12 protein-coding genes are annotated in these 13,879 nt (G+C 49.2%); 6 read left to right on the top strand and 6 right to left on the bottom strand.

Features of this window, described 5'->3' with window-relative positions:
• The first annotated feature begins 14 nt into the window (after positions 1 to 14).
• A complete protein-coding gene (locus tag C9J01_RS14180) occupies positions 15 to 641 on the top strand; it encodes a bifunctional 4-hydroxy-2-oxoglutarate aldolase/2-dehydro-3-deoxy-phosphogluconate aldolase (RefSeq protein WP_107298807.1) in 627 nt (208 codons plus the stop codon).
• A 41-nt stretch (positions 642 to 682) separates the two neighbouring features.
• Here C9J01_RS14180 and C9J01_RS14175 read toward each other — a convergent pair whose 3' ends face one another.
• Positions 683 to 1,870, bottom strand: coding sequence for an AraC family transcriptional regulator (locus C9J01_RS14175; protein WP_107298806.1), 1,188 nt, complete (start codon positions 1,868 to 1,870; stop codon positions 683 to 685).
• Positions 1,871 to 2,009: 139 nt separating this feature from the next.
• Here C9J01_RS14175 and C9J01_RS14170 point away from each other — a divergent pair, with 139 nt between their 5' ends.
• Positions 2,010 to 4,337, top strand: coding sequence for a glycoside hydrolase family 2 protein (locus C9J01_RS14170; protein ID WP_158264548.1), 2,328 nt, complete (start codon positions 2,010 to 2,012; stop codon positions 4,335 to 4,337).
• Positions 4,338 to 4,451: 114 nt separating this feature from the next.
• Here the strand turns inward: C9J01_RS14170 and C9J01_RS14165 are convergent, their stop codons facing one another.
• Together C9J01_RS14165 and C9J01_RS14160 are read right to left on the bottom strand one after the other, a co-directional pair.
• A complete protein-coding gene (locus tag C9J01_RS14165) occupies positions 4,452 to 5,213 on the bottom strand; it encodes an FCD domain-containing protein (RefSeq protein ID WP_107298804.1) in 762 nt (253 codons plus the stop codon).
• Between the two features lie 157 nt (positions 5,214 to 5,370).
• Complete coding sequence (locus tag C9J01_RS14160; RefSeq protein ID WP_107298878.1) at positions 5,371 to 6,090, bottom strand: TetR/AcrR family transcriptional regulator; 720 nt, start codon at positions 6,088 to 6,090, stop codon at positions 5,371 to 5,373.
• 169 nt (positions 6,091 to 6,259) lie between these two features.
• Between C9J01_RS14160 and C9J01_RS14155 the strand changes: the two genes are divergently transcribed.
• From C9J01_RS14155 to C9J01_RS14140, 4 genes are read left to right on the top strand one after another with little or no spacing between them, the layout of a single operon-like run.
• Entirely contained in the window at positions 6,260 to 7,336 is a 1,077-nt protein-coding gene (locus tag C9J01_RS14155) for an efflux RND transporter periplasmic adaptor subunit (RefSeq protein WP_237156971.1), read from the top strand.
• A 4-nt stretch (positions 7,337 to 7,340) separates the two neighbouring features.
• Positions 7,341 to 8,414, top strand: coding sequence for an efflux RND transporter periplasmic adaptor subunit (locus tag C9J01_RS14150; RefSeq protein WP_107298876.1), 1,074 nt, complete (start codon positions 7,341 to 7,343; stop codon positions 8,412 to 8,414).
• Between the two features lie 8 nt (positions 8,415 to 8,422).
• Positions 8,423 to 8,659 carry a hypothetical protein gene (locus C9J01_RS14145; RefSeq protein ID WP_146157083.1) on the top strand — a complete coding sequence of 79 codons (237 nt, stop codon included), beginning with the start codon at positions 8,423 to 8,425 and terminating at the stop codon, positions 8,657 to 8,659.
• Positions 8,656 to 11,715 (top strand): efflux RND transporter permease subunit, encoded by a 3,060-nt coding sequence (locus tag C9J01_RS14140; RefSeq protein WP_107298802.1) that lies wholly within the window; start codon positions 8,656 to 8,658, stop codon positions 11,713 to 11,715. Before C9J01_RS14145 ends, C9J01_RS14140 begins: the two co-directional genes overlap by 4 nt.
• An 81-nt stretch (positions 11,716 to 11,796) precedes the next feature.
• Here the strand turns inward: C9J01_RS14140 and C9J01_RS14135 are convergent, their stop codons facing one another.
• From C9J01_RS14135 to C9J01_RS14125, 3 genes are read right to left on the bottom strand one after another with little or no spacing between them, the layout of a single operon-like run.
• Complete coding sequence (locus tag C9J01_RS14135) at positions 11,797 to 12,471, bottom strand: ChrR family anti-sigma-E factor (protein ID WP_107298801.1); 675 nt, start codon at positions 12,469 to 12,471, stop codon at positions 11,797 to 11,799.
• Complete coding sequence (locus C9J01_RS14130; RefSeq protein WP_237156970.1) at positions 12,464 to 13,078, bottom strand: sigma-70 family RNA polymerase sigma factor; 615 nt, start codon at positions 13,076 to 13,078, stop codon at positions 12,464 to 12,466. Before C9J01_RS14130 ends, C9J01_RS14135 begins: the two co-directional genes overlap by 8 nt.
• 47 nt (positions 13,079 to 13,125) lie before the next feature.
• Complete coding sequence (locus tag C9J01_RS14125) at positions 13,126 to 13,665, bottom strand: hypothetical protein (RefSeq protein WP_107298799.1); 540 nt, start codon at positions 13,663 to 13,665, stop codon at positions 13,126 to 13,128.
• Positions 13,666 to 13,879: the final 214 nt, after the last annotated feature.

Genomic DNA, 13,879 nt, shown 5'->3' with positions numbered 1-13,879 from the left:
AGGAAGTAGGCAAAATGAGCACAATTGCACAACAACTTGCACAAATTAAAGTGATCCCGGTAATCGCGATCGATCGCGCTGAAGATATTATCCCTCTAGGGAAGGCGTTAGCAGAAAATGGTTTGCCAGCGGCGGAAATTACCTTCCGCTCAGATGCTGCTGCCGAGGCGATCCGCCTGTTACGCGAAGCCCAGCCAGATATGTTGATCGGGGCAGGGACTGTTCTCAATCGGGAGCAGGCTATTGCAGCTAAGAATGCTGGCGCGACGTTTGTGGTTTCTCCAGGATTGAACCCAACGACGGTAAAAGCGTGTCAAGAAATCGGTATCGATATTGTTCCTGGAGTCAATAACCCAAGTGCCATTGAAGCGGCACTGGAGTTAGGTATCACTACCTTGAAGTTTTTCCCTGCCGAAGCGTCTGGTGGTATTAACATGCTCAAGTCCTTGTTAGCGCCATATACCCAGATTCAATTGATGCCAACGGGAGGGGTGAATACAGCGAACGTGAGAGATTACTTGGCGATTGACCGTGTCTACGCATGCGGTGGGACCTGGATGGTCGACAAAAAGTTGATCAATGAAGGTCGCTGGGAGGAAATTGGCCGCCTAGCCCGCGAAGCGGCTGATCTGGTCAAATAAGCATGCAGTTCTGCCCGGCCTTTAACGTAAAGGCTGGGTATTCATTTATTACGGGCATGGTATTTCCCTGGCGTCACTCCCATCACTTCTTTAAATACTTTTCTGAAATAAGCGGCTGAACAAAAGCCAAATTGCTCTGCTAGATTATCGATGTTCCCCTGTTCGGTACCTAAAAAGGGCAATGCTTCTTCAATTTTCAACTGGTTGGTATAGCGAGATACCGTCAGTCCCGTCTCCTTCCTGAACTGCCTTGCAAGGTGCTCCTTGGTGACATTTAACTCACTAGCGATATCCCTGAGACTTAGGGTTGATTGAATGTTAAGGCGAATAAGGGTGATGGCCCGGCGGACGATAGTTGAATATTGATTGAGGCTGTAGCGAATAACGTTTTGGCAATAGTTGGCTGGTATGCCTTTGATAAGTGCCTTTAGATCATTAAGGTTATCCTGGCGTTCAATTGCCTTTACGTAACGGTTGGATAGGAAGTCAACAATCTGTGGGTTTACCCCGCTGTTGAAGGCGGCGCGGGTTGAAAGGGAATTCATGGTAATGGCCATGTATTTTAGGTCATGGAGTGCGTGCTGGACCCGGTTTGGAATGTGTTCATCCGCAAAAGCGTTGAGCATAAGGGCTTCAACGGTTTCTAAATCGCCGTGGGTAATCGCACTCAGTATTTTTTTCTCTTGTATATAGCCATTAATCACTTCTTGGTTTTCAGCAAATTTTACTGCTGACTCACTGATTGGTAAGGGCTTTACCTCTTTCTCTTTTGGCTCTGCCTGGGTCTCCAGATCGACTAAGTCATTGACTATCAAACTACCGACAACCTGTGCCCAGTGCTTCATCACCTGGGGTTCAAAGATCGGCCGGTTAAGCAAATAACTCTCCAACAAATCAAGTTGATCGGTCGTCAGGTTTGAATTTTCGAACACCTCTTTCATCGACAGGCTGTAGTCTGTCTGCTGGATACAGAAGGGGCCAACGAGCACAGCCTTGTTCTGGTTGTGTAAGCCGAAATACCGGCTGCCAAACTGCCCTTCAAGCAACAATACCTGCCGCCCCTGAGGTCGTGTGAATATGTAGTTGATCAGCTCGTAGCCTTCATTGCGGATCATAGGTGGCTGGCTGTTGATGACCATTGCGCTTGCGCCATCACCTTGGGTGGCATATCGCACTTCGACATAAAGTAAGCCATGAAGGATGTCGGCTTTTTGCTTTAGGTTATCCACGTGATCTCCGTCATATATTGATGAGGCTCATTAAATTCAATCAATATTATGCATTAATTTATCAATATGGTGGATACTTTCTTATTCTTTGGCCGTTACGATGAAGAGAAAGGAACAGACGCGAATATCGGAGCGAAACGTGAGCAAACGAGTTAGCCTAAATTCAGACTGGCACTTTACCAAGCAGCCACTGGCACTTAATGACGTTCAGGGGTTAAACATTGAGCAGCTTGAGCCTGTCCAAATCCCACATTGTTGGAATGCGGTCGATGGCCAAACCGGAGGTGACAATTACCACCGAGGGTTGTGCTGGTACAAGAAAACCATTGAAATCGATGCTATTGAGGCGGGTAAGTCTTATTACCTAGAAGTAGGGGCTGCCAATAGCGTGGCTAACGCCTACCTTAATGGCGAGCACCTAGGTGAGCACCGTGGTGGCTACTCTCGTTTCCGTTTCGACGTCACCAACCTACTTACCGAGGGTAGCAATGAGTTGGTTATCAGCGTCGATAACTCTCACATAGAAGATGTATACCCGCTATTTGCAGATTTTACTTTCTACGGCGGTATATACCGCGATGTCAATCTGGTTATCGCTGAAGATGTCCATTTCGATATGATGGATATGGGGTCTTCGGGTGTTTATGTATCACAGCGTGAGGTCTCTGAGGCTGAGGCGAAGGTTGAAGTAAAAGCGCTGGTTACGAATAACAGCCAGGAAACGGCAACCCTGCATGTTCAGTTTGTCGACCGACAGGATCAAGTGGTTGCCGAAGGTGAGGCTGATGTATCAGGCAATAGCGCGACGGTTAGCCTAGCAATTGATACCCCCCACTTATGGCAGGCAACAAAGGATCCATACCTCTATGAGTGCCGTGTCCGGTTGATGGCTGACGGTGATACCAAAGACTCGATCAATATCGCGACCGGGCTGCGTTATTTTGAGTTTAATGGTAGCGACGGTTTTGTCTTGAACGGCAAAAAAACGAAGTTACGTGGTGTCAGCCGGCACCAGGATCGCGAAGCTGTCGGGAATGCACTGACTGAGCAGCATCAAATCCAGGATATGGCGCTGATCAAGGAAGTCGGGGCAAACTCTATCCGCCTTGCGCACTATCAGCATAGCGACTTTTTCTACGATTTATGCGATGAAGCTGGGATGGTGGTTTGGGCTGAGCCACCTAACATTTCGCGTACATCAAAAACTGACCTGACAGGTGCGAATGCCAAGGACCAAATGCGAGAACTCATCCGCCAGGCCTATAACCATTCCTCGATAGTCCTTTGGGGCGTACAAAATGAAGTGGGTATGTTCCCTGATGAACGGCCGCTGCTGGATATTGTGGAAGAAATGCATGCGGTGGTCCGGGAAGAAGATACGACAAGGCTGACTACTCAAGCCCAAGTTATGGTGATCACAGAGGATGACCCGGCTAACTTTGCGACTGACACTGTGGCATTTAACCAATATCACGGGTGGTATCTCGGAGATACCTCAGGCTATGAGGACTTTATCCAGGCGTTCCGCAAAGCCAACCCGAATGGTTGCCTAGGGTATTCCGAGTATGGCGCCGAAGGGATAATTCATTGGCATAGCGATGAGCCAAAAGTGAAAGACTACTCAGAGGAATACCACGCCAAGTACCATGAAGAAGTGTTGGCAACGTTTAACCGCCATGACTGTGTCTGGGGTAGCTATGTCTGGAATTTCTTCGATTTTGGCTCAGATATGCGCGATGAAGGCGGGGTAAAAGGCCGTAATAACAAAGGGCTAGTCACCTTTGACCGAGCGATAAAGAAAGATGCATTCTTCTTCTATAAATCGGTCTGGAGTGCTGAGCCAGTTGTCCATATAGCCTCTAAACGTTTTAAAGACCGCCATCTCGATACGATAAAAGTGAAAGTCTACTGTAATCAGGAAGGCTTGACCTTGACGAACAATGGCAAGGCCATCCCGATGCTGAAAAGGGAAGGTACCAACGGTAAGACAATCCACTGGTTTGAACTTGAGCTCGAGGCGGGTTACAACAACGTTGTTGCTAGCGCTGGTGGTATTGTCGATTCTGCTCAGTTCCGAAAAGTGAGTGAGCCCAACCCGGCTTATCAGCTCTCCGAGAGTGACTCTGGTAACATGATCGACGAGATGCTGAATTTTGGCGATGGTGGTGACAATGTCAAAAACTGGTTTACCGATGCAACTGAAGGGGCTGCTGTTCCAGATCTTGTCTTCCCGGATGGCTATCTATCAATAAAGGATAAGGTCTGTGACATCTTGGCTTACCCTGAAGGCAAGGCGATCATGGAAGAGTTGTTCCAGCCATTGCTAGAACACGAAAAAGCGCAAATGATGTTTGGTATGCCTTTCAAGTTTATTATCGACTTCAAGCCTGATGCGTTCCCGAAACAACTGGTACATCACTTGAACAGCCGTTTGAACGAAGTGAAGAAAGAGGCGGAGCTGGCTTAAAGCTTAACGCCAGCGCTAAAGAGAAAAGCCACCCAATAATCCTCAGTTGGGGTATTGGATGGCTTACTTCAGCTGCTATGGCTGTAACATACTGCTACTAGGGAAGCAATAATGTTATTGTTCGTTGTGTAGGACAACAGGGTTGGAACTAAATAGATAACCATCAAAATTAGGGTCATCAATGTCTGAAAGTTCCAATAGCCGTTGTTTCACATTCTCTAAGTGCTGCCACATCGCGTTTTTCGCTGAAATAGGATCTTTACGCTGGATTGCGGCTAGGATGCGGGCATGATCTTGCAGCCATTCTTCCCGGTAACCAAGATCAACAATACGGGAATGCAGTAGTTTCCACATTGGGCTCTGTTCACGTCTTTCCCAAGACTGCTTGAGCATGTCGACTAGAACTGAGTTTTGAGTGGCTTCAGCTATGTACATATGGAACTGCTCATCCCCGGCACACTCTTTAGCACCTGAGGCAATTTCACTGCGCTCGAGCTCTAATGCCGCACGCATTTTTACAATATCGCTTGGTGTCACCTGGGTTGCGGCAAACTCAGCAATATTACTTTCCAGCAACTGCCGGGCCTGTAGCATTTCGAAAGGGCCGACATCATCATTGAGAATGTTTTCCCTACCACCAGAGTGGCTTGGGATGCTGAGGACATAGACTCCTGATCCTTTCTTCACCTCAACGAGGTTTTCCAACTCAAGCATAATGATTGCTTCGCGGACAATAGTGCGGCTTACATTGAGTCGCTCGGCAATATCCCGCTCGGGAGGCAAACGTTCACCGACCTTGTAAAGGCCATCAATTAGCTCTTGCCTTAGCAGTAACCCAAGTTCTTGGTAAGGTCTTTTCGGTTCGAAGGGTATCATGATGAATTCTAGGCTCTTCCAATGCACTCCTTCGCAATCATAATGAACAATTAAAATTGGTCAAGCAGTTCATGCAAAAGTGTGAAAGCCCTTACTAATTCATCACTTTAAGAGTTTGATTTTGCGTGCTTAATAAGTGGTTACCGTGGTTTCCCAGCTATACCCCACATCCCCACTCACACGGCAGTTCAATTAATATTTCTTTCAGGTCACTGGGGTGGAGCATCTGGTCGGCTTCGACATTGAGTAGGCTAGCCATGTTTCGGTTGAACAATTCCCAGTGGTTAAGTAAGCATTGCTCATGGCTGGCATTCTCTCCACGCCAGGTCTCAATGAGGAAGGGTTTCATGCTGGCGGCGCCATGGGCAAACATCAACATTTGCCACTTGATCTCCCAGACCTTGACTGGGGTCGTAGGGAAGCCTTCATTACAGCTGTCGACAAGTTCAGTGACAAAACGTTCAAGCTCACCATTGCTATCAAAGAAATAGTCAATGAGGACATCACCTTGCCTCATACCATCCGCAATGAGCTGTATCGGTTCTGGATGAACAAGTTGTTGGGCCAATAACATGGTCGAGAACCGGTAAAGGATAACGTTGCTTGGCAGCTCTGCCGGAATTTCTTCCAGCAATTTATACATATAGCTGAGGAAGTAGGCGTGCAGGCAGTCGCTGATACTGTGCCAGATCTTCTCTTTGCTGCCGAAATGGTGGCGGATCAAACTGTGGGATACACCAGCCCGCTCACTGATATTTCTCAGCGAGACCCTTTCGTACCCCAGTTCGCAGAACATTTCCGCGGCGGTTTTGATGATCAGCAGCTTGGTTTCTTCGGCGGCCTGTGCGCTGCGACGGCCCTGTTTTCTTTCGGTCATCGTTCTATCTGTTTCATAGCCCACGCTATTTTTACCAAAAAAACGCGGAGGCGTCATCTGTGTGCTCACAAAATACTTATATTGTCCACCTGTAAAATATACTTGATCTCAGCATAAATCAACTTATACTGCACAGGTGTGTAATATAAACAATTAGAGAGAAACGCCTGTGAAAGGAACATCCATTTCGTTCACCCCGTTTGTCAGGGTGGCAACAATAGTGTTGCTGGGAAGCATCCTAGCCGGATGTAACCAAGCCAACTCAGAAATCACCAAAGAGGTCGTCAAGCCTGTGAAATTGCTGGAAATTCCTATGCCAGCCAATCAAGCAAGCAATGCCTTCCCCGGAAAGCTAGAAGCGACGCAGCGCGCCCAGCTTTCTTTCCAGGTGCCTGGTGAAATTGAAAAGTTGACGGTCAGGGTTGGTCAACGCGTCGAGCAAGGCCAAGTATTGGCAGTGCTGGATGATCAGGACTACCGCTTAGCTTTTGATGCCAAATTGGCAGAGTTTGAATTGGCGCAGAGCCAGTTTCAGCGTGCCAAGCAGTTATATGGCAAGAAACTGATCAGTACTGATCAATTTGACCAGCGCGAGACCGCATACAAGACGGCAGCCGCCAACTTGGAGCAAGCGAAGACAGACGTTGAACATACTTTGATCAAAGCCCCTTTCAACGGTGTCGTTTCTCTGAAGTTTGTTAATCAGAACCAGTTTGTTGGCGCCAACCAGCCGGTGATGAATATCCAGAACGTTGATGAGATGGATGTGAGCTTCAACCTGCCGGTGCCTTTTGTTAAGCAGACCAGCCTGTCAGCAATTCGCCAGACGGTGGTGTGGGTTGAAATGGATAATCATCCTGCCCAGCAGATCCAGGCGGAGTTCAAAGAGTTGTCGACCAAGCCTGATGCTGATACCAACAGTTATACCGCCAAGGTAACCCTTTCCCGTCCGGAAGCGATGAATTTGCTCTCTGGGATGGTCGGTCAGGTGCACTTTGCCAAGCCTGAACTGGCGACTGCCCTGCGTTTACCGGAAGGTGCCTGGGTCGAGAAACAAAACGACCAAGGAACGCTGTGGCAGTTTGACCCTGCAACCGGTGTTGTTGATGCCTTACAAGTTGTACTCAACGATGAGGGCGAGGTGGTATCTGGCCTAGCTCCGGGGAACATGGTGGTGATTGCCGGTGCAACGGATTTGTTACCGGGCCAGCAAGTGCGAGCCTGGGAACGTGAGGGTGGTATCTAAGATGTTGAAGAAGATGTCATTCGCCGTCCTTTCAATGATGGTATTGGCCGGTTGCCAAGAGCCGCCGCAGCAACAAATAACCGCGCCGCTTGCAGTGTCATCCTTGATGGTTGATCAGTCGGTGACCAGTCAGTACCGCACTTTCAAGGGGCAGGTGGAAGCGGCCGAAAATACCCCGTTGGCATTCCGCGTCGAAGGCGAGTTGCAGCGTGTGCTGGTCAAATCGGGCCAACAGGTCAAAAAAGGCGAACTACTTGCCGAACTGGATGCTGACAAGTTCAAGCAGCAGCGCAATGATGCGCAGGTGCAGTACCAGTTGGCAACCAAGCAGTTGCAGCGTGGCCGTGAGTTGTTTGAACGCAAGATGATTTCCAAGGCTGAGCTAGATGAGCTTTCAGCCAACCACAAGCTAGCAAAAGTGAACTTCAATTCGGCGGAGCGCCGCTTGGGCTACACCCGCTTAGTCGCTCCTTTCAATGGGGTAGTAGCGGACGTGCCGAAAGAGTCGTTCGAAGCAGTGTCGCCGGGTGAAGCCGTCGTTAGCCTTTACCAAGATGATCTGCTGTACATCAACATCGCAGTGTCCGACAACGTACTGGCGATGTTGAACCCTCTGCAAACGAATCACGGTTACCAGCCGGTGGCTCGCTTTGGTACTGAATCCGAGACCTATCCGGTGAATTACCTCGAGCATACCAGTGAGCTTGAGCCGCAGAGCCAAACCTACCGGGTGTGGTTTGAAATGCCGCAGCGCGATCCTGCCATCCTGCCAGGAACCAGTGTGTCCTTGCGTGTTGATATGGCCGAGGCAGGCTTGAGCACCTTGCAAGGTTACCAGTTGCCAATGACAGCCATTGAGGCAGGCCGTGAAGCAGGTCAGTTTTTTGTCTGGAAGCTCGACGGCAATCAGGTCCACAAAGTGGAAGTGGGGATTGGTCAGCTGAATAACCACGGTGCCATTGTGAGCAGCGGTGTCAGCGAAGGCGATCGTTTGGTGACATCCAGCCTGCGTAAACTGCGCGAAGGGATGGCAGTGAGCCTGCTTTCCAAGCCAGCAGCAGAGGCGCAAGCCCAGTGAAGTTGAACATGCCTACCATACGCCAATCCCTTATCCGATGGGTGATTTGGCTGTTGATCACATTAGCCGGCCTCGCTTTTTTTACCGAGCTGGGTCAGTTAATGGCTTGGAAGCTGATTGAAGAAGGCATGCAGTATTTAGAGTTATCAATTCAGGCCAAGCCCGTTGTAACCACAGCGGTCGGGCTTGGTGAAGAAGATTGGGGATTGACTATGGCAGTAGCCACCATGGGAGCAGTACAGTGAATATTGCTGAGTATTCAATAAAAAATAAAGTCATTAGCTGGCTGTTCTTGATTATCTTGGCGGTCGGGGGCGTTACCTCGTTCCTCGATTTGGGAAGGCTGGAAGATCCGGCATTCACTATCAAAGATGCCATGATTGTTGCAACCTATCCGGGCGCAACCACCACTGAAGTAGAAGAAGAGTTAACCTACCCGCTGGAAAAAGCGGTGCGTCAGTTGCCGTACATCGACAAAGTGACCTCGACCTCATCGGCTGGAATGACCCAGATCATGGTCAGCATGGAGATGATTTACGGTCCAGACGAGCTGCCGCAGATCTGGGATGAAATGCGTCGTAAGGTTAATGACCTGCGTCCGACGCTGCCATCTGGTGTGGGTTCGCTGCAAATCATCGATGATTTTGGTGATGTGTATGGCGTGATGATCATGCTGACCGGTGAAGGGTATTCCTACGTTGAACTCAAGCAGTATGCCGATTACCTGATCCGTGAATTGGAGCTGGTTGATGGTGTGGGCAAAGTGAGCCTTGCGGGCGATCAGCAAGAGCAGATCTTTGTCGAGATCTCTGTCGAGCGCATGGCGGCACTGAACCTAGACATGAACACAGTTGTTGGTCTTTTGAACCAACAGAATAGCGTGACTGCCTCGGGCGAGATGATGATCAATGGCCAGAACCTGATTATCCGTCCTAACGGCGAGATGAACAGCGTTGAGTCATTGGAAAACTTGGTTATCCATGGTCGCGACACCGGTAACCTTATTCGTCTCAAAGATGTCGCCACCGTCTCCCGTGGCGTGCAGGAAAAGCCGGGCAATATTGTCACCTACAACGGTGAGCAGGCGATTAACCTTGGTCTTTCTTTTGCCTCTGGCGTCAACGTAGTGGAAGTGGGCAAACAACTTGATGCCCGTTTGGCTGAGCTGGAAAACATCAAGCCAGCCGGCGTTTCGCTGAACTACTTCTACAACCAGGCGCAGGAAGTCGACAAGTCAGTGCAAGATTTTGTCGTGAGCCTGGGCCAAGCTGTTGCAATCGTTATTGTGGTGCTGCTTTTTGCCATGGGCCTACGTAGTGGTGTGATCATCGGTTTAGTCCTGCTACTGACGGTATTCGGCACCTTTATCATGATGAAGCTCAATGATGTTGAGCTGCACCGTATCTCCTTGGGTGCCCTGATCATTGCTTTGGGTATGCTGGTGGATAACGCCATCGTGGTGGTCGAAGGGATTTTGGTGGGGCTGAAGAAAGGCCGTACCAAGGTACAAGCTGCGGCAGATATTGCCAAGCAGACCCAATGGCCGCTGCTGGGTGCGACGGTGATTGCCATTACCGCGTTTGCACCAATTGGCTTGTCGTCGGATGCGACCGGTGAGTTCATGGGCTCTTTGTTCTGGGTACTGTGTTACTCCTTGTTCCTGAGCTGGATCACCGCGCTGACACTGACACCTTTCTTGGCCGACCTATTGCTCAAAGAGGAAGATAAAAACCAGCAGGACGACGAAGACCCTTACAAAGGGGCGTTGTTTACCATTTTTGGCGCATTGTTGAAATTTGCCCTGCGCTTCCGTTGGCTGACGATGGTGAGCATGCTTGCCCTACTGGTGAGTGCGGTTATTGCCTTCGGTCAGGTCAAGCAGTCGTTCTTCCCGCCGTCTAATACGCCGATGTTCTACGTGGATATGTGGATGCCGGAAGGCACGGATATCCGCGAGACCATGGCCCAGACTGAGAAGGTTGAGCAGTACATCCGTAGCCAAGACGATGTTGATTTCGTAACAACCTCAGTTGGCCAAGGTATGCAGCGTTTCATGCTGACTTACCAGCCGGAGAAAAGCTACGAGTCTTATGCCCAGTTGCAGGTACGTACTACTAGCCGCGACAACATGTTTGCTTTGCTGCATAAGCTGGATGCAGGCCTGCCTGCCAAGTTTGACCAGCCGACATTCCAATTCAAGTTGATGGAATTTGGCCCATCTCCAGCGTCGAAGATCGAGGCACGAATTATCGGTCCTGATCCGCAAACCCTGCGTGATATCGCCATGCAGGTTGAAGATGTCTTGTTGCAAGACCCGGGTGCACGTAACGTCCGTCACGACTGGCGTGAGCGCACCAAGGAGCTTGTGCCGCAGTTCAATGAAACCAAAGCGCGTCGTTTGGGGATTTCAAAAGAAGATCTGTCCAATACCCTGCAGATGGCCTACGGCGGTAACACTATTGGCTTACTGCGTGACGGAACCCATATGCTGCCGATCATTACCCGCTTGCCGGAGTCAGAGCGTGTTGATTACAACACCTTGCAGAACCTCCAGCTTTGGAGCCCGGTTCAGCAGGCTTACGTGCCAATTGAGCAGGTGATTGATGGCGTTGACCTAGGCTGGTCTGAGCCGCTGATCCAGCGCCGCGACCGTAAGCGTACCTTGACGGTACTAGCAGACCATGACGTGCTGGGTGATGAAACAGCCGCAACCTTGTTCAATCGTATCCGCCCACAAGTTGAAGCCTTGCCGCTACCCGTTGGCTACAGCATTGAATGGGGTGGTGAGTACGAGTCATCGAAAGATGCGCAGGAAGCCATGATGGGCTCGATGCCGATGGGCTACCTATTCATGTTCGTCATCACTATCTTCCTGTTCAATTCAGTGAAGAAGCCGTTGGTGATTTGGGCCACGGTACCGCTGTCGATTATCGGTGTGGCATTTGGCCTGTTGGCGACCAACATCCCATTTAGCTTCACGGCTTTGCTTGGTCTATTGAGCCTGAGCGGGATGATTTTGAAAAACGGTATCGTCTTGCTGGATCAAATCAATATCGAGCTGGAGTCTGGTAAGCAGCCGTATGATGCGATTGTAGACAGCGCTATTAGCCGTGTTCGTCCAGTAAGTATGGCAGCACTGACCACAATTCTGGGTATGATCCCGCTTGTGTTTGATGCCTTCTTCAACTCGCTAGCGATCACTATTATGGCGGGCCTAGGCTTTGCCACGGTCCTGACCTTGATAGTGGTGCCTGTGCTGTTTGCCCTGTTCTACAACGTTAAACAGCCAGCCAAAGCGTAGTTTTTTAGCTGCTGAGAAAAACAAAACCCCGTTATGCGCCATGCACAACGGGGTTTTTTATAATTTACAACTGTGTGTAGCTTAACGCCTGAAGAACAGCTGACTAAACGGATTGAGTAAAGTTGCCAAGCCTGAAGTGAAATGCAGTGGTGCATTGAGTAAGGTCAAACATAAGCAGTCTTGGCCTTCACGGGTTCTTGGCAAGTGTTTGTGCTCTTCATTCTGGATAATGAAATCACCGGGTTTGTAGGTCCCGTTCTCATCGTAGAATTCACCCGCCAGAACGAGGGTAATTTCTTGTCCTTGGTGAGTGTGTTCAGGCAGCGAACTGTCAGAATCCATATAGATAAAATTCATCTTGCTAGTCCCGCTGACTTCGACCTGTGCACGTTTAATGTTGCCCGGTAGGCGTGACCAAGGGCCGATTTTGTCACTATGGCGCTGTAATGCAGAGGGAAGTGGATAAGTTTTATCTTCCAACAGCAGTTCATTGTCCAAAACCTCTTCAGCGATAGGCTCCGAGGGCTCTTGCGCCATAATCTCGAGCATCATAGCGTTGAGTGAAGGTGTCATAGTTGCAGGCTCACTATTAGCTAGATGGCGCGCCTGTTTGGCTTCGATAGCCGCAAGCTTCTGCCGACAGTGAGGACAGAATTCGAGGTGAGCACTGATCAAAATGCTTGACGCTGATTCAAGCTCTCCATTGGCGTAGCGGCTAAGGAGGTCATGGTCGGGATGGAAGTGGATATTAGCCATCTAAGGCCTCCTTCATTTTTTGTAGGGCAAGGCGTAGTCGGCTTTTCACTGTGCCGAGTGGAACGTCTAGTGCATCGGCAACATCTTGATGGGACGCGCCTTGCATACAAACCATACGGACAATTTCAGCTTGTGCAGGTGGCAAGTTATTGATTGCAGACTCGAGTTCTTTGCTGACAATAGAGTGGAATTCAGCAGGGAGTTTGTCAGCATCTTGCTCTTCATGCAGGATTGGCCACAAGTCATCACCCTGAACCCAATCTTGTTGGTGTTTCGATTTCCTGAGCAAGTCGAATTTAACGTTCCTAGCAACAGAATATATCCATGTAAGGGCGGCGCCTTTAGTTTCGTCATACAGGTGGGCTTTAAGCCAAATCTTGAGCATCGTCTCTTGGACAATTTCCATTGCCATAGAGTCGTCTCGCAACTGTTTGCGGGAGAAATTCAATAATTTTGGCGCAACAAAAGTAAATAGCCGTTCGTAACTCGCACGGCAACGTGAAAGGGCAATATTGTTGAGTAGCAGAGCTACATCAATAGCCGGTGCTTCTTCGTTGATCATAGACTCCTTGCTGATCCCGGAGTGCATAACAGCATGTGTTTTCATGTTAACCCTATCTGCAAGCTTATGTCCGTTTGCAATAAACGCCAAAACTATTTAATGCGATCACTTTGGCGGATGATTTTTTTCAGATATCTGAGACATAGCTTGGATGTAGGGTATTTGAGCAGACGTTGTTTTTTGTCGAGGGGGATAGGGAGGATCTCCAGCCAACGCCAACAAATCCAATTGGTGTTGAAGTGTGTTGTAGATAAGGGGGCTGTTGCGTTGTTGAGCTCGCTGTTATGAAACTCATTCGTGCATTGGATCAGGCGCATGACAAGTACATCATCGGAAGGCAGGTAACTGTCTTGCCATAAAGGATAGACTTGGCCTTCGAGTTGCTGGTGTTGGATTCCCGTGGATGTCACTTTTCCCCAATGCCGGATTGCTAACTTGAGTTGGATTTGACTACCGCTGAGCCAATCAACATCTTCAATGGCTGCGAACATAATGATGTCACCACTATTGCCTGCTGTTTGGCCAGAATCATCTTGCATGACAAGCCATAGGCCTCCTGCACGCAGGCCGTCAGTAACGGTGTGAGTGAAATGGTAGCCTTTGCCCTTGATGTCGCCGTTACTCATAGGCATGAAGTGCTCTCGGCACTTCAAGTAGGGTAAGCATTTAAATTCGTTACTGATCAATGGCACTGTTCATCCTCCGTTTTTGTTAGTTACGCGGCTAACAAAGGTTTGGATGACTGTTATTTGTCGGCTCAGAAGAAGTTTTCTCAAAATTGAGATTATTTTTTGTGAAGATATTTTTTTTGATCGGGTGAAAGCAAGGCATGCGTATCTAACGCTA

Source organism: Photobacterium rosenbergii (assembly GCF_003026455.1).
Classification (GTDB): domain Bacteria; phylum Pseudomonadota; class Gammaproteobacteria; order Enterobacterales; family Vibrionaceae; genus Photobacterium; species Photobacterium rosenbergii.
The sequence above is the reverse complement of the archived record's forward strand: the minus strand, read 5'-3'. Positions and strand labels throughout refer to the sequence as shown.

Bases quoted from the DNA above. Each gene is read 5' to 3' on its own strand.
- C9J01_RS14135 (WP_107298801.1), bottom strand. From the start codon at position 12,471: ATGGCTAATATCCACTTCCATCCCGACCATGACCTCCTTAGCCGCTAC.
- C9J01_RS14125 (WP_107298799.1), bottom strand. From the start codon at position 13,665: ATGCCTATGAGTAACGGCGACATCAAGGGCAAAGGCTACCATTTCACT.
- C9J01_RS14130 (WP_237156970.1), bottom strand. From the start codon at position 13,078: ATGAAAACACATGCTGTTATGCACTCCGGGATCAGCAAGGAGTCTATG.
- C9J01_RS14160 (WP_107298878.1), bottom strand. From the start codon at position 6,090: ATGACCGAAAGAAAACAGGGCCGTCGCAGCGCACAGGCCGCCGAAGAA.
- C9J01_RS14145 (WP_146157083.1), top strand. From the start codon at position 8,423: ATGCCTACCATACGCCAATCCCTTATCCGATGGGTGATTTGGCTGTTG.
- C9J01_RS14165 (WP_107298804.1), bottom strand. From the start codon at position 5,213: ATGATACCCTTCGAACCGAAAAGACCTTACCAAGAACTTGGGTTACTG.
- C9J01_RS14180 (WP_107298807.1), top strand. From the start codon at position 15: ATGAGCACAATTGCACAACAACTTGCACAAATTAAAGTGATCCCGGTA.